This window comes from Streptomyces sp. NPDC050674, from assembly GCF_040654575.1.
In the GTDB taxonomy this organism is placed as follows: domain Bacteria; phylum Actinomycetota; class Actinomycetes; order Streptomycetales; family Streptomycetaceae; genus Streptomyces.
Genome location: NZ_JBFAIG010000038.1, coordinates 1 through 17,014 on the forward strand (window position 1 = coordinate 1; position 17,014 = coordinate 17,014).

The following is a 17,014-nucleotide window of genomic DNA, read 5'->3' on the forward strand; positions in this document are numbered from 1 at the left end:
TTGTCGTCGGTTGTCAACTCCCCCACGCTCGGCTGCGCTCGCGCGGGAGGGACCCCCATCGCGTTGACGCCCTCCTCCGCCTTGCAGCTGCACGCGCCACGCCCCGCTCGGGTCGGCCGAGAGGCGCAGTCACTCCCGGCCGGCCTGATCCAAACGACAGGCCCTGGACCTGAGAACCGGCCGGACACCCGTGGGTGCCCGGCCGAAGTCGCCTCCCGGCCTCTTTCACCGACCGATTGTCAGTGGGGCCCTCTACGGTTTGTGCATCCAACGAGCCATGAGGGGGAGCGGTGGCCGCGGTCGAGGTGGGGAGCGCCCGGGCGCCCGTGTGGCGCGGGGGCTTCGGACGGCTGTGGAGCGCCGCTGTGCTGTCCAGCTTCGGCGACGCGCTGCGCACGGCCGCCCTGCCCCTGCTGGCCGTGACCCTGACCGACGATCCGCTGCTCATCGCCTCGGTCACGGCCTGCGGCTATCTGCCCTGGATCGTCTTCGGCCTGCTCGGCGGGGCCGTCGCCGACCGGGTGGACCAGCGGCGGGCCATGTGGACGGTGGACGCCCTGCGCGGCCTGCTGGTCGCCGCCTTCGCGCTGGCCGTCGCCCTCGGGCACGCCTCGATCGGTCTGCTCATCGCGCTGGCCGTCGCGCTCACCACCCTCCAGACCCTCTTCGACAACGCCGCCACGGCCCTGCTGCCCGCCCTGGTCGACCGGGACGCTCTCGGCAGCGCCAACGCCCGGCTGATGACCGGTCAGCGCATCGCGGGCGGTCTGCTCGGCGGACCCGTCGTACCCCTGCTGCTGGCCGCCGGGACGGCCGTGCCCTTCGCGGCCGACGCCGTGACCTTCCTCGCGGCCTCCGCCCTGATCGCGGCCCTGCCGGCCGCCGGGCCCGACCCGAAGCCCAGGCCGGCGGGCAGCACACTGCGCCGGGAGATCGCGCAGGGGCTGCACACCCTGTGGCGCGACCGCGCCCTGCGCGCGCTGTGCGCCGCCACCGCCCTGTGCAACATCGGCATGGGCACCCTGCTCGCCCTGCTGGTCGTCCTCGTCACCGACTGGCTCCGGGCGGGCCCGGCCGGTTACGCGGCGGCGGGCACCGCCTTCACCCTGGGCAGCCTGGCCGGGGGAGTGGTGAACGGCCGGCTGGTCGCGCGGCTCGGCCGGCCGCGCTCGGTGCTGCTCGCCGGCTCGGCGCAGACCGCGCTCCTCGTGGTCATGGGCACCGTCCGGAGCCTGACCGTCCTGGTGGGCGCGCTGGCCCTGTTCGGGCTCCTGGGCATGGTGTGGAACGTCAACACCACGACGCTCATGCAGGAGCGCAGCCCCGCCGGGATGCTGGGCCGGGTCAGTGCGGCCTTCCGGACCCTGGCCTACGCCGGAGTGCCCCTCGGCGCCCTGCTGGGCGGAGCTGTCACCGCCGTCCGGGGACCGAACACCCCGCCCCTGCTCACGGCCGCCTTCTTCGTCCTCGCCGTCATCGCGTTGATACCTGTGCTCCGGATGAACGTATCCGTTGACGAGCCGGAGGACGGCGCCACGACGGCCGACGTCCCGCCCCGCTCCATTAGGTTGGGACCGGCAGCGGGGCAAGGTACGCAGGCAGGACAGGAAAGAAGGCTGAAGTCCCAGATGAACGCAGACGGCCGTACGAGGCTCAACCAGACGCCCGAGTGGACGGCACTGGCCAAGCACCGTGAGGAACTGGCCGAGGTCGGGTTGCGCGAGCTGTTCGCCGCCGACTCCGGCCGCGGCACCGCGTACACCCTGCGGGTCGGTGACCTGTACGTCGACTACTCCAAGCACCTGGTCACCGACGACACCCTGCGGCTGCTGCGCGAACTGGCCGCCGCCACCGACGTCTTCGGGCTCCGGGACGCCATGTTCCGCGGCGAGAGGATCAACACCACCGAGGACCGGGCCGTGCTGCACACCGCGCTGCGCGCCCCCCGGGACGCGGTGATCGAGGTCGACGGCCAGAACGTGGTGCCCGAGGTGCACGCCGTGCTCGACAAGATGGCGGACTTCGCCGACCGGGTCCGGTCGGGCGAGTGGACCGGCCACACCGGCAAGCGGATCCGGAACATCGTCAACGTCGGCATCGGCGGCTCCGACCTCGGCCCCGCGATGGCGTACGAGGTGCTGCGCGCCTTCACCGACCGGTCGCTGACGGTGCGTTTCGTGTCGAACGTGGACGGCGCCGACCTGCACGAGGCGATCCGCGACCTGGACCCGGCACAGACCCTGTTCGTCATCGCCTCGAAGACCTTCACCACCATCGAGACGGTCACCAACGCCACCTCCGCCCGCTCCTGGCTGCTGGACGCCCTCGGTGACGAGGCCGCCGTCGCCAAGCACTTCGTCGCGCTGTCCACGAACGCCGAGAAGGTCGCCGAGTTCGGCATCGACACGGCCAACATGTTCGAGTTCTGGGACTGGGTCGGCGGACGCTACTCCTACGACTCCGCGATCGGGCTGGCCCTGATGATCGCGATCGGCCCGGACCGTTTCCGGGAGATGCTCGACGGTTTCCGCATCGTCGACGAGCACTTCCGGACCGCGCCCGCCGAGTCCAACGTGCCGCTGCTGCTGGGCCTGCTGGGCATCTGGTACGGCAACTTCCACGACGCCCAGTCCCACGCGGTGCTGCCCTACAGCCACTACCTGTCCAAGTTCACCGCCTACCTCCAGCAGCTCGACATGGAGTCCAACGGCAAGTACGTCGGCCGGGACGGGCGTGCGGTGGACTGGCAGACCGGACCGGTGGTGTGGGGCACGCCCGGCACCAACGGGCAGCACGCCTACTACCAGCTCATCCACCAGGGCACGAAGCTCATCCCGGCGGACTTCATCGGCTTCGCGCGGCCGGTGGGCGAGCTGAGCGATCAGCTCAAGGCCCAGCACGACCTGCTGATGGCCAACTTCTTCGCCCAGACGCAGGCGCTCGCCTTCGGCAAGACCCCGGACGAGGTGCGGGCCGAGGGCGTGCCGGAGGAACTGGTACCGCACAAGACCTTCCGCGGTGACCACCCGACGACCACGATCCTCGCGCCGGAGCTGACGCCGTCCGTGCTCGGGCAGTTGGTCGCCCTCTACGAGCACAAGGTGTTCGTGCAGGGCGCCGTGTGGAACATCGACTCCTTCGACCAGTGGGGCGTGGAGCTGGGCAAGGTCCTGGCCAAACGCGTCGAGCCCGCCCTGACCCAGGGCGCCGAGGTCGAGGGCCTGGACGCCTCCACCAAGGCGCTGGTCGCCACGTACCGGGAGCTGCGCGGCCGGCGGTGACACGGCCCGGCGGAAAGCGGGCGGCGGTGACACGGCCCGGCGGAAAGCGGGCGGTGGTGACACGGCCGCCGGAAGGAAAGCGGGCGGCGGCGCGCCGTCCGCTTCCCGTAGAATCCCGGTCGATCATCACGGCGAGTGCTCGGGGGAGCGCGAAGTGGCACGCACACGCGGTAGTTGGACCGGCGGCACCCTGACGGCCCGGTCCCTGCTCAAACCCCAGGACGTGGCACGGGCGGTGTTCCACCCCGCGTGGATACCGCAGCCCCTCGATCCGTCGGTGGAGCGCCTCAAGCGGTTCCGCGTCATCGCCGGAGCGGTCGCCTCCCTCGGGGTCTTCACCTTCGTCGAGGGCGGCTTCGACTTCACGGAGCTGCTGGAGAACGCGATGACGGCCTCCGTCGTCCTGCTCTTCCTCACCCCGCTGACGGTCGGGGCGATGCTGTGGGTCTGGCGGCGCGGCGGCACGGTGCGGCAGCTGCGGGTGCCCCTGGTCAACTCCCTGCTGCTGCTTGTGCTGTTCGTCGGTTGTGTGGCCGCGCTGCTGGGCCTGGTGCAGACCGTGAACGGGTCGGCGAACCCCGCCGTCATCATCGGGGTCGGGCTGACGATGATGTGGATGCTGATCTTCACGGCCTACGGGGCGCTGCGGGTCTCCGGCAACTTCTTCGGCACGGCCGCCGTGCACCGCTGTCTGCCGCCGCTGCTCGCCATCGTGACCAGCTGGCTGGTGGCCGTGCCCGACCTCGTCACCGGTGATCTGCACGGGCTCAGCCTCACCCTCGGGATCGTCTTCATCCTGGGCGCTCCGGTGACCGTGACCGCCATCGCGCTGCTGGAGATGGGGCGGCTCAAGCGGCGGTACGGGATCCGGCTGAAGGCCCATCCGGCCGCTCTCGCAGCGGCCCCAGGGCCGGTTCCGCCGACGGCTCCCGGCATGCCCCCGGCGGGAGCGCCCCACCTGCCCCCGCAGGGGAACCCGTACGGCCATCCCTACGCGCCGGGCGGGCAGCAGTACCCCTATGCCCCGCCCCCTCGGCCGCCGTACACCCCGCAGCACCCCTACGGCGGCTGACCTGCGGCGAGGTCAGGCCACCGCGCTGAGGGTGTCCGCGAGCCGGCGCCGTGCCGCCCGGGCGGCGGGGACGGCCGCCAGGGCCGCCGCGCAGAGTACCGCCGCCGCGCCGAGCAGCAGCACCAGCGGGGCGGACGGGCCCTGGGCGATCCCGGCGCCGATGCCGCTGGATCTGCCCTGGGCGTCGATCAGCCAGTGGGCGAGCGGCAGTCCGAGGGCGGTGGCGGCCAGGACGGCCGCCAGAGCCGTGAGGCCGGTGGCCGTGACCGTGATCGCGGTGATCTGCCGGGGGGACAGGCCGATGGCCTTCAGGGCCAGCAGGTCCCGTTCGCTCTCGCGGACGGTGCCGCCGATCGCGGTCAGCAGCTCGATGAGCCCGATGAGGGCGAGCACGGCGATCAGCCCGGCCACGACCGCCCGCAGCGGGGACAACCCGTCCGCCGGGTTGGCCACCGTGTGCACGTCGAGGTGGCCGCGCCCGGCCGCGGCGAGCCGGCCGGCGACCTCCCCGGGGTCGGCACCGGGGTCCAGCCGGAGCTCGTAGAGCGTCGGGCGCAGGCCCGGATCGTTCGCGCGCAGGGTGTCGAGCGACGTGGAGATGACCCGGCCGGCGTTCTCCGGCTCGATGCTGCGGCCCACGATGTGCAGGATCTGCGGCTCGTCCCCTACGGTCATCCGGACCCAGTCGCCGACCCGCACGTCCAGCAGGTCGAGCAGCCCCTGCCCGGCCACGGCCTCGTCGGCGCCACGGGCGGCGCGGCCCTCGGCGAGGGTGTACGGATAGGGGTTTCGCTGGGTGCCGAGGCCGCGCAGTGCGATGGTCGCCGTCTGGCCCGGGACCAGGGCGGCCGTCTCGACACCCGGGTAGGCGGCGGCCACCTGCGGGTCCCGTTCCAGCAGCGTGCGGGTCTGCTCCTCGCTCCGGCCGGCGTCGGCGCGGACGCTGAGCGTGGTGGGCAGACCGATCCGCTCGGGCTCGCTGTGGAAGCGGTCCAGGGTGGTCCAGGCGCTCATCGCCACGACGATCAGCAGCAGCGGCAGCGCCAGGCGGGCGACGGTGGCCAGGGAACGGGGGCGGCGGGTGAACGCCTTGTGCCAGCCCAGCACCAGCGCGGGCGGGATCCGCACGCCGAGCGCCCCGCGGGCCACGCCGGACAGCCGTCCGCCCGAGGGCGCGGCGGGCCGCGGCACGGGCACCGGCGGTACGCGCCCGGCCCGCCAGGCGGCCAGCCCGGTGGTCGCGCCGATGAACAGCACGGCGCCCGCGGGGACCACGAGCAGCGCCACGGTGTGCCCGGGCAGCCCCTGCCACACCCCGACCGCGTCCCCGAGCCGCCCCGGGATCCGGCTGCCCAGGGCCTCGGCGAGGCCGGCGGCGGCCACGGCGCCCAGCAGGGCGTAGGCCAGGTGCTGGAGCAGGAAGATCCGGACCACCTGGCCGGGTGTGAAGCCGATGGCCTTCAGCACGGACAGGTCGCGCAGGTGACCGCGGATACGGGTGCCGATCGCCCCGTGCACCGCGAATCCGGCCGCGACCAGCGCGCCCAGCCCGAACAGGCCCAGCACCTGACCGAGCAGCCGGTTGTCGCCCTGGGCCTCGGACCTGGCCTGCTGCCAGGTGGAGACCTCGCCGATCGCCCCGGCTCCCAGCACGGTCACGGCGCGCTGGACGAGGTACGAGGTGTCGCCCGGGTCCGTCAGGCGCAGTCCGATCACCTGGCCGCCCGGATCCGGCACGGCCGACGGCAGGGCCCAGACCAGGCCCGGCTGCTCACCGGGCCGGTAGCGCGGCTCGGCACTGTCGGCGAGGCCCACGACGGTCAGCTCCCGGGCGGTGCCCGGCACGGTGAGGGTGTCGCCGGGCCCGGCCAGCAGGGCACGCGCCAGGCGGCTCTCCAGCACCACGCCGTTCGGGGTGGAGGGGTCCAGCCAGTGTCCGGACACGAGCGGCGGGCGGCCCACGGAGGGCCGCTCGGGGGTGGCTCGCAGTTCGACGGAGGCGCGGCTGCCGCGCGAGGAGACCGTGGTGGCGGCGGTGGGGTAGGGACCGGCGACGGCGTCGACGCCGTCCAGCTCGGCCAGCTTGCCGGTGTCGGCCGCCGCGTCGGTGTGCAGCCACACATGCGCGCCGTGCGACTGCGTGAACACCCGCTGCCAGGGGTTGGTGGCGTACCCGAACAGGGCCGTCGCCAGCAGCAGGGAGGCGACGATGCCCGCGGTGGCGAGGACGAGGAACAGTGCCTCGCCGCGGTGCGTGCGCAGATCGGAGTGGGCCCAGCGCAGGGTGGCTCGCATCCGGGTCAGCCCCTTCGGGGGTCGTCGTACGCCCGCATGTCAGTCCTTCAGCTCCAGCACGCCGGATATCCCGGAGCGGCGCGGTGGGGTGGTGCCGCCGTCGAGTTCCGCGTCGTCGGCGATCCGGCCGTCGAAGAAGCTGATCACCCGGTCCGCGGCGCTCGCCAGCCGGGCGTCATGTGTGACCAGCACGATCGTCTGGCCGCGCTGGTGGAAGCGGGACAGCAGCCGCATCACCTCGCGGGTGCCCTTGGAGTCGAGGCTGCCCGCGGGCTCGTCGGCCAGCAGCAGCGGCGGGTGGTTGACCAGGGCCCGGGCCAGGGCGACGCGCTGCTGCTCACCGCCGGACAGCTCACCCGGCATGCTGCGCTCCTTGCCCGTCAGGCCCAGTTCGGCCAGCAGCGCCTCCCGCTCGGCGCGCGCCCGCTTCGGCGCCGTCCCGGCGAGCAGGGCGGGCAGCTCCACGTTGTCGGCCACGGACAGGTTCGACACGAGGTTGAAGAACTGGAAGACGATCCCGATCCGCTTCCTGCGCTCCACCGCCCAGCGGGCCTCGCCGTAGGTGTCGGTGGACTCGCCGTCCAGCCAGAGGTGGCCGGCGTCCGGCCGCTGGAGCCCGCCGAGCAGGTGCAGCAGCGTCGACTTGCCCGCGCCGGACGGGCCGGTGATCGCCAGGAACTCGCCCTGCCTCACGCACAGGTCGACCCCGCGCACGGCGTGCGCCGGGGCGCCCTCGCCGTGGTGCGTCTTGACCAGCCCCTCGGCGCGCAGCACAGGAGCGGGACGGTCGTCGCTCACTCCAGCTCCTCCAGCTCTTCCTGGCACCGCTCCAGCCAGTCGAGGTCGGCCTGCAGGTGCAGCATCGCGCCCTCGATCAGCAGATGGGCGATGCGGTTGTCGCGGTCTTCGGCGGCGGCCAGCTTCGACAGCTGCCGCATGGTGTTCAGGTACTGGCGCCGCTGCTGGTTGATCAGGGTGATCTGCTCGGCGAGACCGGTCCGCGGAGCGAGCGCCAGCTTCATGAAGAACTCGTCCCGCACGCGCGGCTCGTCCTCGGGCGCCTCGAACCAGGCGCGCACCGCCTCCCGCCCGGCCTCGGTGAGGTGGTAGACCTTTTTGTTGGGCCGGCTGGACTGTGCCACGTCCTCGCCCTCGATCAGTCCCGACTTCTCGAGGCGGCCGAGGGTCACATAGATCTGGCCGACGTTCGGCTGAGGGTACGCGGAGCCCAGCAGTTGCTCAAGGTCCTGCTTGAGCTCGTAGCCGTGGGCGGGTCCGCGGGCGAGGAGTGCCAGGAGGGGCAGGCGCACGCGTGCAGTCCTCCTGTCCGGGCCAATGTGCTCCAGGCCCTAGTATCGCCCATACCTAACAGGTATACATGGCCTCTGTCCGGGCGAGGGTGCCCAGCGCCGGTGTACAGGGAGGAACCTATGCGGTGGATCCATGCCGCGGGTAGGGGCCTTCTCGTTCTCGTCGTGGTCCTGACCGGCTACGTCGCCGCAGGAGCACAGGCCGGCGAGCCCGCCGAGGGTGCCCGCGGGCCGCTCACCCTGGCCACCGCCGGAGACCTCACCGGTTACCTCGGCCCCCTGCTGGAGGGCTGGAACCGTACGCATCCCGGCGAGAAGGTCACCCTCGTCGAGCTGCCGGACTCCGCCGACGAGACCCGGGCCCAGATGGCCACCGACCTGCGCGACGGCGACCGCAGCCGGTTCGACGTGCTCAACATCGACGTCAACTGGACCTCGGAGTTCGCCGCGGCGGGCTGGATCAGGCCTCTGCCCCGGGACCGCTTCCCGCTGAAGACCTTCCTCCAGCCGGTCGTGGACACGGCGACCTACGACCGGCAGCTCTACGCCGTCCCGTACGTCACCAACGCCGGCCTGCTCCTGTACCGCAAGGACGTCCTCGCGAAGGAGGGCGTCGCGCCGCCGCGCACCTGGGCGGAGCTGGAGCGGTACGCGAAGACCATCGCCCCGGAGTACGGCCTCGACGGCTACGCCGGACAGTTCCTGCCCTACGAGGGGCTCACCGTGAACGCGGCCGAGGCCGTCTACTCGGCGGGCGGCTCGATCCTCGGCGACGAGGGCGAGCGCGTCACCGTCGACTCGGCGGCGGCCCGCGAGGGCATCGGTTTCCTGTCGCGCGGAGTGCGCGAGGGCTGGATCCCCAGGGAAGCGCTGACGTACAAGGAGGAGGAGTCCAAGCAGGCCTTCCAGGACGGCCGGCTGCTCTTCCTGCGGAACTGGCCGTACGCCTACGTGGGCGCCTCCGCTCCCGGTTCGAAGGTGGCGGGGAAGGTCGGCGCCGTGCCCCTGCCGGGCCCCGACGGGCCGGGGACGAGCGTCCTGGGCGGCTCCAACCTGGCCGTCAGCGCGCACACACGGCACCCCGACTCGGCGGCCCGCCTGATCGCGTACCTCACCGGTGAGCGCGTCCAGCGCCAGGTCCTCACCCGGGGGGCGCTGCCGCCCGTGCGGGCCGATCTCTACCAGGACCCCGCGCTCATCCGCAGGTTCCCGTACCTGCCGACCCTGCGCACGAGTGTGCTCGCGGCCGCGCCGCGCCCCAAGAGCGCGCACTACGACCAGGTCAGCCTGGTGGTGCAGGCGGTCGTGCACGACGCTATGGCCGGGCGGCAGACGTCCGGTGCGGCGGTGCGCCGGCTGGCGCGGGAGCTGGCGGCCGTCTCCAGCCGCTAGTTACATGTTAGGTAACGAGGACATTTCAACTGGCTTCGTTGTGTCCGGATAAGCCCCAATTTGACACCCAGACTGGCCGGTTACTTCTGTTCTTTTCGTTGACACCCTTCTGACCCCGCTACCTAACATGCATGCATGCTCAGTAAGTACCACCACTGGTGGCGGGACGCGGTCATCTACCAGGTGTACGTCCGCAGCTTCCTCGACAGCACCGGCGACGGCATCGGCGATCTCGCCGGAGTCCGGGCCGGACTGCCGTACCTCAAGAAGCTTGGCGTCGACGGGATCTGGCTGAGCCCCTTCTACCCCTCGCCGCAGCACGACCACGGCTATGACGTGGCCGACTACTGCGACGTCGACCCGCTCTTCGGGGACCTCGGTGAATTCGACCAGCTGGTCGGCTCCGCGCACCGGCTCGGCGTCAAGGTGCTGCTCGACATCGTCCCGAACCACTGCTCCAGCGAGCACCCCTGGTTCCGCGAGGCGCTGGCGGCGGCCCCCGGCAGCCCGGCCCGGGCCCGCTTCCACTTCGCCGACGGCCGCGGCCCCGACGGATCCGAGCCGCCCAACAACTGGCACTCGATGTTCGGCGGCCCCGCCTGGACCCGGGTGACCGAACCGGACGGGCGGCCCGGCCAGTGGTACCTGCACATGTTCGCGCCCGAGCAGCCCGACTGGAACTGGCGCAACCCCGAGATCGCCGCCGAGTTCGACCGCATCCTGCGCTTCTGGCTGGACCGGGGCATCGACGGCTTCCGCATCGACGTCGCCGCCGGACTCTTCAAGCACCCCCAGCTGCCCGACTCCGACGACCCGGAGGCCGACGCCCGCACCCGCGACTCGGTCAACCCGCTCGCCTGGAACCAGCCCGAGGTGCACGACGTGTGGCGCCGCTGGCGCTCCATATGCGAGGAGTACACCGAGCGCGACGGCTGCGAACGCCTCCTCGTCGGCGAGGTCTCCGTGCCCACCGCCCGCGAACACGCCCGGTACGTGCGGCCCGACGAACTGCACCAGGCCTTCTTCTTCGACCTGCTGAGCGCCCCCTGGGACCCCGACGCCTTCCGCAAGGTCATCTCGGAGGCCATGCAGGACATCGCGGGCACCGGCTCGACCGTCACCTGGGTCCTCAACAACCACGACCAGGTCCGCACCGTCACCCGCTACGGCGAACCCGCCACCGAGCGCAGCGGCCTCGGCGCCGCCCGCGCCCGCGCCGCCGCGCTGCTGATGCTGGCCCTGCCGGGCGCCGCCTACATCTACCAGGGCGAGGAACTCGGCCTGCCCGAGGTCGTCGATCTGCCCGACGACGTGCTCACCGACCCGATCTTCCGCCGCACCGGCAGCCGGGCCCGTATCCGCGACGGCTGCCGCGTGCCGCTGCCCTGGTCGGGCCAGGCCTCGCCGTTCGGCTTCACCCCGGGCGTCGAGAGCGCCAAGCCCTGGCTGCCGCAGCCCGAGTACTTCGCCGAGTACGCCACCGACCGCGCCCTCGCCGACACCCGCTCCTTCTGGCACCTGTACCGCGACGGTCTGCAACTGCGCTCCGCGCTGCCCCAGTTGGGTGAGGGCACGCTGCGCTGGCTGGACGCCCCGCCCGGCGTCCTGGCCTTCGAGCGCGGTGACCTGGTGTGCGCCGTCAACTTCGGTACCGCCCCCACACCGGCGCCGGTCCCCGGCTCCCCCCTGCTCGCCAGCGGCCCCTGCCCGCCCGGAGTGCTCTCCGGGTCGACGGCCGCCTGGTGGATCCGTTCCTGATCGCCCCGCGAGCGAACGCTTCGCAGGTCAACTCCCCGAAGGGACATCAACGATGATGCGACGACGTACCACTCTGCTCACCGGCTGCACCGCTCTCGCCCTCGCGCTCGGCGCGACCGCCTGCGGCGGCGGACCCGTCTCGGCCGGCGGCGGTGACAAGGCGCTCAGCGGCCAGTCGATCACCGTGGCCGGCGTCTGGTCCGGCACCGAGCAGAAGAACTTCCAGAAGGTGCTGGACGCCTTCACCGAGAAGACCGGCGCCAAGACGCAGTTCGTCTCCACCGGCGACAACGTCTCCACCGTCGTCGGCAGCAAGATCGAGGGCGGCAATGCCCCCGACGTCGTGATGGTCCCGCAAGTCGGCGTGCTCAAGCAGTTCGCGCAGAAGGGCTGGCTCAAGCCGCTGTCGAAGAAGACCGAGCAGGCCGTCGACGCGGGCTACGCCCCCGTGTGGAAGAAGTACGGCAGCGTCGACGGCACCCTCTACGGCCTCTACTTCAAGGCCGCCCACAAGTCGACCGTCTGGTACAGCCCCGACGCCCTCCAGCAGGCCGGGGTGAAGCCCCCGAAGTCCTACGACGAGATGCTGAAGGCCGGGCGGACCGTCTCCGACTCCGGGCTCGCCGCGTTCTCCGTCGCCGGGCAGGACGGCTGGACCCTCACCGACTGGTTCGAGAACGTCTACCTCTCCCAGGCCGGTCCCGAGAAGTACGACGCCCTCGCCGCCCACGAGCTGAAGTGGACCGATGCCTCCGTCGTCGACGCCCTCACCACCCTCGGCAAGCTCTTCAAGGACAAGCAGCTCATCGCGGGCGGCCAGAAGGGCGCCCTGAACACCGACTTCCCCGGCTCCGTGGAGAAGGTGTTCGGCCCCGAGCCCGAGGCCGGCATGGTCTACGAGGGCGACTTCGTCGCCGGTGTCGCCAAGGACCAGTTCGGCAAGAAGGTCGGCCAGGACGCGAACTTCTTCCCCTTCCCGGCGGTCGGCGGCGGCGAGGCACCGGTCGTCAGCGGCGGAGACGCGGCCGTCGTCCTCAAGGACGGCAAGAACCAGAAGGCCGCCCAGGCCCTCCTGGAGTACCTGGCCACCCCCGAGGCGTCCGCGGTCTGGGCCGAGGCCGGCGGCTTCCTCTCCCCGAACAAGAAGCTCGACCCCGCCGCCTACGGCGACGACGTCACCCGCGCCACCGCCAAGTCCCTCGTCCAGGCCGGGGACTCGGTCCGCTTCGACATGTCCGACCAGGCCCCGGCGGCCTTCGGCGGCACCAAGGGCACCGGCGAGTGGAAGCTCCTCCAGGACTTCCTGCGCGACCCGTCCGACCCGAAGGGCACCGCGGCGAAGCTGGAGGCCGCGGCGGCCAAGGCGTACCAGGACTGATACGCCATGACAGCCACCCTCGTGAAGGACACGAGCCCCCCACCGCCCGGCCCGGTCGCCGACCGCACCCTGCGACTGCGCCGGCGCGGGAAGATCATCGCCCTGCTGTTCGTGCTGCCCGCGCTGCTCCTGCTCGGGGCGCTCGTCGTCTACCCCGTGCTGTTCAGCATCGGCCGCAGCTTCTTCGACGCCTCCGGGACGAACTTCGTCGGCGGCGACAACTACGCCGAGATGTTCCGCGACCCGGCGACCCTCAAAGCCGTACGCAACACGGCCATCTGGGTCGTCATCGCCCCGGCCCTGCTCACCGGACTCGGACTGATCCTCGCCGTCCTGGTGGAGAAGGTCCGCTGGGCGACGGCCTTCAAGCTGCTCCTCTTCATGCCGATGGCGGTCTCCTTCCTCGCCGCCGGCATCATCTTCCGGCTCGCCTACGACGAGGACCCCGACAAGGGCGTGCTGAACGCCGCGGTCGTCTCCGTCCACGACGCCTTCAAGGCGCAGTCCACCTATCCGACGGCCCGGGCGCGCGACGGCCAGGGCCTGACGAAGGACAAGGACGGCTCCTACCGCACGAGTTCGAGCGTGTCCCCCGGCGACGCGGTGACGCTGGGCCTGGTCGGCGTACAGCCCGGCGACCTGCCCGGCGGGGCCGAGCCGGCGTTCGAGGCGGCGGCGCGCAAAGCCGGCCCCGACGAACTGCGCGGTGTGGTCTACCTGGACTTCGTGCCCGGCGGGGGAGGCAAGCAGGGCGCGGTCGACCGGCGGGAGAGGGGCCTGCCGGAGACCAGGGTCGAGGCGGTCCGCGACGGCGAGACGATCGCCACGACCACCACGGCCGCCGACGGCTCCTTCCGCTTCGAGGGACTGGCGTCGGGCTCCTACCAGGTGAGGCTGCCCGCGTCGAACTTCGCCCAGCCCTACGAGGGCGTCTCCTGGCTCGGGCCCGCGCTGGTCACCCCGGCGATCATCGGCGCCTACCTGTGGATCTGGACCGGCTTCGCCATGGTGCTGATCGGCGCCGGCCTGTCCACACTGCCGCGGGACGCCCTGGAGGCGGCGCGGATGGACGGCGCGAACGAGTGGCAGATCTTCCGGCGCATCACGGTGCCGCTGCTGGCACCCGTCCTGTCGGTCGTGTTCATCACCCTCGTCATCAACGTGATGAAGGTCTTCGACCTCGTCTACATCATCGCGCCCGGGCCCGTGCAGGAGGACGCGACCGTGCTCGCGACGCAGATGTGGCTGGTGTCGTTCGGCGGCGGCAACAACCAGGGGCTCGGCAGCGCCCTCGGCGTGCTGCTCCTGCTGCTGGTCGTCCCGGCCATGGTGTTCAACGTCCGCCGCTTCCGAAGGAGTCAGCGATGAACGCGGTCCGGCGCGGGTTGGGCAACGGGGCCGTGCAGGCCTTCCTCGTGGTGATCGGCCTGGTGTGGATGACGCCCCTGGCCGGGCTGTTCCTGTCCTCGCTGCGGTCCGCCGAGGACACGGCGAAGGGCGGCTGGTGGACGGTGTTCTCCAGCCCCGGGCAACTGTCCTTCGACAACTACTCGTCGCTGCTCGGGAACGCCGGCATCACGCAGGCGTTCTGGAACACGGTGCTGATATCGGTGCCCACGACGGTGCTGGTCGTGGTGGTCGCGGCCCTCGCGGGGTACGCCTTCGCGTGGCTGGACTTCCCCGGGCGGGAGACGATCTTCCTGGTCGTGGTCGCGCTGCTGGTGGTGCCCGTGCAGATCGGCCTGCTGCCGGTCGCCAAACTCTTCGGCCAGCTGGGCCTGTTCGGCACCATCCCCGGCGTCGTCCTCTTCCACGTGGCCTACGGTCTGCCGTTCGCGGTGTTCCTGCTGCGGAACTACTTCGCCGAGATGCCCAAGGAGATGCTGGAGGCGGCCCGGATGGACGGCGGCAGCGAGTGGCGCATCTTCACGCGGCTCGTCCTGCCCGTGGGGCGGCCCGCGATCGCCTCCCTGGCCATCTTCCAGTTCCTGTGGGTGTGGAACGACATGCTGGTCGCCCTGCTCTTCGCGGACAGCTCCTCACAACCGCTGACCGTGGAACTCCAGTCCCAGATACGCCAGTTCGGCAGCAACATCGACGTCCTGGCCCCCGGGGCGTTCGTGTCCCTGGTCGTCCCGGTCGCCGTGTTCTTCGCGTTCCAGAGGCACTTCGTGCAGGGAGTCATGGCGGGGTCGGTCAAGTAACACACCTACCGGGCCCCCGCTTCGCGGTGAAGCGGGGGCCCGGAAGCGTTCACGCCGACGCCGGCGGATACAAGGAACGCGGCAGTTGGGAAGCCGCCGCCCCGTCCAGGAGCCACAGGGTCCGGCTCCTGCCGTACGCCCCCGCCGCCGGGGCCTGGATCTCCCCGGCTCCCGAGAGGGCGATCGCCGCCGCCCGGGCCTTGTCCTCCCCGGCCGCAAGCAGCCACACCTCACGAGCCGCTCGGATCGCCGGGAGCGTCAGCGTCACCCGGGTCGGCGGCGGCTTGGGCGCGCCGTGGACGCCGACCACCGTGCGGTCGGTCTCCCGCACCGCCGGCAGCTCCGGGAACAGCGACGCCACATGGGTGTCCGGGCCGACGCCCAGCATCAGCACGTCGAACGTCGGAACCGGACCGTGGTTCTCCGGGCCCGCCGTCCGCGCCAGCTCCTCCGCGTACGCGGCCGCCGCCGCGTCCACGTCGGCGCCGTGGGGGCCGTCCGACGCGGGCATCGCGTGCACCCGCTTCGGATCGAGCGGCACCGAGTCGAGGAGGGCCTCCCTGGCCTGGGTGACGTTGCGCTCGGGATCGCCCTCGGGCAGGAACCGCTCGTCACCCCACCACAGGTCGAGCCGGCTCCAGTCGATCGCGTCCCGGGCGGGCGCCGCGGCCAGGGCGGCCAGCAGGCCGTTGCCGTTGCGGCCGCCCGTCAGGACCACGGACGCCGAACCCCGGGAGGCCTGGGCGTCCACGATCCTGGTGATCAGCCGGGCCGCCGCGGCCTGCGCCATCAGCGCCTTGTCGCGGTGCACGACCAGCTGCGGTGCCGTACTCACTTCGTCGTCGCCTTCCGTACCGGTTCCAGCTGGGGCGGTTCCCGCCTCACCGGTTCCTGCGCCGTCGCTTGCACAGCGGGTGCTTTCGCAGCCGCTTCAACGGGAGCGGGAAGGGCGAGTCCTGCTCGCCCCTCACTTTTGGGCACCGACGACGGGGACTTCAGCCGGTCCACCCCGTAGCGCAGGGCGGACGCGTACGTGTCGTCCGGGTCCAGCCGCCGCAGCTCCTCCGCCATCAGCTCGGCGGTCTCGCGGCGCTTGAGCGCCACCGCCCGGTCCGGCTGGCCCTCGATGGAGAGCGTCGCGAGCGAGCCGTCGGCACGGTCCAGCTTGATCGGGCCGCAGTCGGTGTCCATCCGGACCGCCGTCAGACCGGGCCCGCTCGACAGCGAGCGCTTCACGGGCACGTCCAGCCGGTCCGCGAGCCACATCGCCAGCAGCTCACAGCTCGGGTTGAACTCCTCGCCCTCCACCTCGACGGCCTTGACCTCGCAAGCGACCTGGTCGAGCGCCGCCGCCAGCATGGAACGCCAGGGCGTGATGCGGGTCCAGGACAGGTCGGTGTCGCCGGGGGTGTAGGTCGTGGACCGGGTGGCCAGGTCCCGCACCGGCTGCTCGGAGGCGTAGGTGTCGGTCACGCGGCGCTGCGCGAGGGCACCCAGGGGGTCCTTCGCCGGGTCGAGCGGCGCGTTCACCGGCCACCACACCACCACCGGCGCGTCCGGCAGCAGCAGCGGCAGCACCACCGACTGGGCGTGGTCGACGACCTCGCCGTACAGCCGGAGCACCACCGTCTCACCGGAGCCCGCGTCCGCGCCGACCCGCACCTCCGCGTCGAGGCGGGACTGCGTGCGGTCACGGGGCGAACGCGAGACGCGCTTGATGACCACGAGCGTGCGGGCGGGATGCTCGTGCGAGGCGTCGTTCGCGGCCTTCAGCGCGTCGTAGGCGTTCTCCTCGTCCGTCACGATGACCAGCGTGAGCACCATGCCGACCGCCGGGGTGCCGATCGCCCGGCGGCCCTGCACCAGCGCCTTGTTGACCTTGCTGGCCGTGGTGTCCGTCAGGTCTATCTTCATGGCCGGCGCCAGCTCCGTCCGTGTCGCTCGAGCATTTCGTCCGCCTCGACGGGCCCCCAGGTACCGGCCTGGTACTGGGCGGGCTTGCCGTTCTTGTCCCAGTACTCCTCGATCGGGTCGAGGATCTTCCAGGACAGCTCGACCTCCTCGGTGCGCGGGAAGAGGTTCGAGTCACCGAGCAGGACGTCCAGGATGAGACGCTCGTACGCCTCCGGGCTGGACTCCGTGAAGGACTCGCCGTAGGCGAAGTCCATCGACACGTCCCGGATCTCCATCGAGGTCCCCGGCACCTTCGAGCCGAAGCGGACCGTCACACCCTCGTCCGGCTGGACGCGGATGACGATCGCGTTGGAGCCGAGCTCCTCGGTGGCGGTGGAGTCGAAGGGGGAGTGCGGGGCCCGCTGGAAGAC

12 protein-coding genes and 2 pseudogenes are annotated in these 17,014 nt (G+C 71.9%); 8 read left to right on the top strand and 6 right to left on the bottom strand.

Going from position 1 to position 17,014, the window contains the following annotated elements:
• Positions 1 to 305: 305 nt before the first annotated feature.
• The 3 genes and pseudogenes from AB0I06_RS33890 to AB0I06_RS33900 all read left to right on the top strand — a co-directional run.
• Positions 306 to 1,529, top strand: a pseudogene (locus AB0I06_RS33890) (MFS transporter); the annotation flags it as partial.
• A gap of 99 nt (positions 1,530 to 1,628) precedes the next feature.
• Entirely contained in the window at positions 1,629 to 3,281 is a 1,653-nt protein-coding gene (gene pgi / locus AB0I06_RS33895) for a glucose-6-phosphate isomerase (RefSeq protein WP_363122718.1), read from the top strand.
• Positions 3,282 to 3,435: 154 nt separating this feature from the next.
• On the top strand, positions 3,436 to 4,353 hold the full coding sequence (locus AB0I06_RS33900; protein WP_363122707.1) for a hypothetical protein: 918 nt from the start codon (positions 3,436 to 3,438) through the stop codon (positions 4,351 to 4,353).
• 12 nt (positions 4,354 to 4,365) lie between these two features.
• Here the strand turns inward: AB0I06_RS33900 and AB0I06_RS33905 are convergent, their stop codons facing one another.
• The 3 genes from AB0I06_RS33905 to AB0I06_RS33915 are packed head-to-tail and all read right to left on the bottom strand — an operon-like array spanning position 4,366 to position 7,958.
• Complete coding sequence (locus AB0I06_RS33905) at positions 4,366 to 6,648, bottom strand: FtsX-like permease family protein (protein WP_363122708.1); 2,283 nt, start codon at positions 6,646 to 6,648, stop codon at positions 4,366 to 4,368.
• A 39-nt stretch (positions 6,649 to 6,687) separates the two neighbouring features.
• A complete protein-coding gene (locus AB0I06_RS33910; RefSeq protein ID WP_363122709.1) occupies positions 6,688 to 7,446 on the bottom strand; it encodes an ABC transporter ATP-binding protein in 759 nt (252 codons plus the stop codon).
• A complete protein-coding gene (locus AB0I06_RS33915) occupies positions 7,443 to 7,958 on the bottom strand; it encodes a PadR family transcriptional regulator (protein ID WP_363122710.1) in 516 nt (171 codons plus the stop codon). The genes AB0I06_RS33910 and AB0I06_RS33915 overlap by 4 nt, the downstream gene beginning before the upstream one ends.
• A gap of 120 nt (positions 7,959 to 8,078) precedes the next feature.
• On the opposite strand from AB0I06_RS33915, the gene AB0I06_RS33920 reads away from it, so the two are divergent.
• The 5 genes from AB0I06_RS33920 (at position 8,079) to AB0I06_RS33940 (ending at position 14,690) form a co-directional block, all read left to right on the top strand.
• Positions 8,079 to 9,350, top strand: coding sequence for an ABC transporter substrate-binding protein (locus tag AB0I06_RS33920; RefSeq protein WP_363122711.1), 1,272 nt, complete (start codon positions 8,079 to 8,081; stop codon positions 9,348 to 9,350).
• Between the two features lie 135 nt (positions 9,351 to 9,485).
• Positions 9,486 to 11,108, top strand: a complete 1,623-nt coding sequence (locus AB0I06_RS33925; protein WP_363122712.1) for a glycoside hydrolase family 13 protein — start codon at positions 9,486 to 9,488, stop codon at positions 11,106 to 11,108.
• 52 nt (positions 11,109 to 11,160) lie between these two features.
• Positions 11,161 to 12,486, top strand: a complete 1,326-nt coding sequence (locus AB0I06_RS33930) for an ABC transporter substrate-binding protein (RefSeq protein ID WP_363122713.1) — start codon at positions 11,161 to 11,163, stop codon at positions 12,484 to 12,486.
• Positions 12,487 to 12,492: 6 nt separating this feature from the next.
• On the top strand, positions 12,493 to 13,854 hold the full coding sequence (locus AB0I06_RS33935; protein ID WP_363122714.1) for a sugar ABC transporter permease: 1,362 nt from the start codon (positions 12,493 to 12,495) through the stop codon (positions 13,852 to 13,854).
• Positions 13,851 to 14,690: a carbohydrate ABC transporter permease gene (locus AB0I06_RS33940; protein ID WP_363122715.1), complete on the top strand. Its 840-nt coding sequence runs from the start codon at positions 13,851 to 13,853 to the stop codon at positions 14,688 to 14,690. The genes AB0I06_RS33935 and AB0I06_RS33940 overlap by 4 nt, the downstream gene beginning before the upstream one ends.
• A gap of 49 nt (positions 14,691 to 14,739) precedes the next feature.
• Here AB0I06_RS33940 and pgl read toward each other — a convergent pair whose 3' ends face one another.
• From pgl to AB0I06_RS33955, 3 genes and pseudogenes are all read right to left on the bottom strand, one after another.
• Positions 14,740 to 15,525 (bottom strand): 6-phosphogluconolactonase, encoded by a 786-nt coding sequence (gene pgl, locus AB0I06_RS33945; protein ID WP_363122716.1) that lies wholly within the window; start codon positions 15,523 to 15,525, stop codon positions 14,740 to 14,742.
• Entirely contained in the window at positions 15,522 to 16,604 is a 1,083-nt protein-coding gene (gene opcA, locus AB0I06_RS33950; protein WP_363122717.1) for a glucose-6-phosphate dehydrogenase assembly protein OpcA, read from the bottom strand. Before opcA ends, pgl begins: the two co-directional genes overlap by 4 nt.
• Positions 16,601 to 17,014, bottom strand: a pseudogene (locus tag AB0I06_RS33955) (glucose-6-phosphate dehydrogenase); the annotation flags it as partial. The pseudogene AB0I06_RS33955 and the gene opcA, both read right to left, overlap by 4 nt.

Coding starts and splice junctions, on each gene's coding strand:
- pgi (WP_363122718.1), top strand. CDS start 1,629: ATGAACGCAGACGGCCGTACGAGGCTCAACCAGACGCCCGAGTGGACG.
- AB0I06_RS33905 (WP_363122708.1), bottom strand. CDS start 6,648: ATGCGAGCCACCCTGCGCTGGGCCCACTCCGATCTGCGCACGCACCGC.
- AB0I06_RS33920 (WP_363122711.1), top strand. CDS start 8,079: ATGCGGTGGATCCATGCCGCGGGTAGGGGCCTTCTCGTTCTCGTCGTG.
- AB0I06_RS33925 (WP_363122712.1), top strand. CDS start 9,486: ATGCTCAGTAAGTACCACCACTGGTGGCGGGACGCGGTCATCTACCAG.
- AB0I06_RS33930 (WP_363122713.1), top strand. CDS start 11,161: ATGATGCGACGACGTACCACTCTGCTCACCGGCTGCACCGCTCTCGCC.
- AB0I06_RS33935 (WP_363122714.1), top strand. CDS start 12,493: ATGACAGCCACCCTCGTGAAGGACACGAGCCCCCCACCGCCCGGCCCG.
- AB0I06_RS33940 (WP_363122715.1), top strand. CDS start 13,851: ATGAACGCGGTCCGGCGCGGGTTGGGCAACGGGGCCGTGCAGGCCTTC.
- opcA (WP_363122717.1), bottom strand. CDS start 16,604: ATGAAGATAGACCTGACGGACACCACGGCCAGCAAGGTCAACAAGGCG.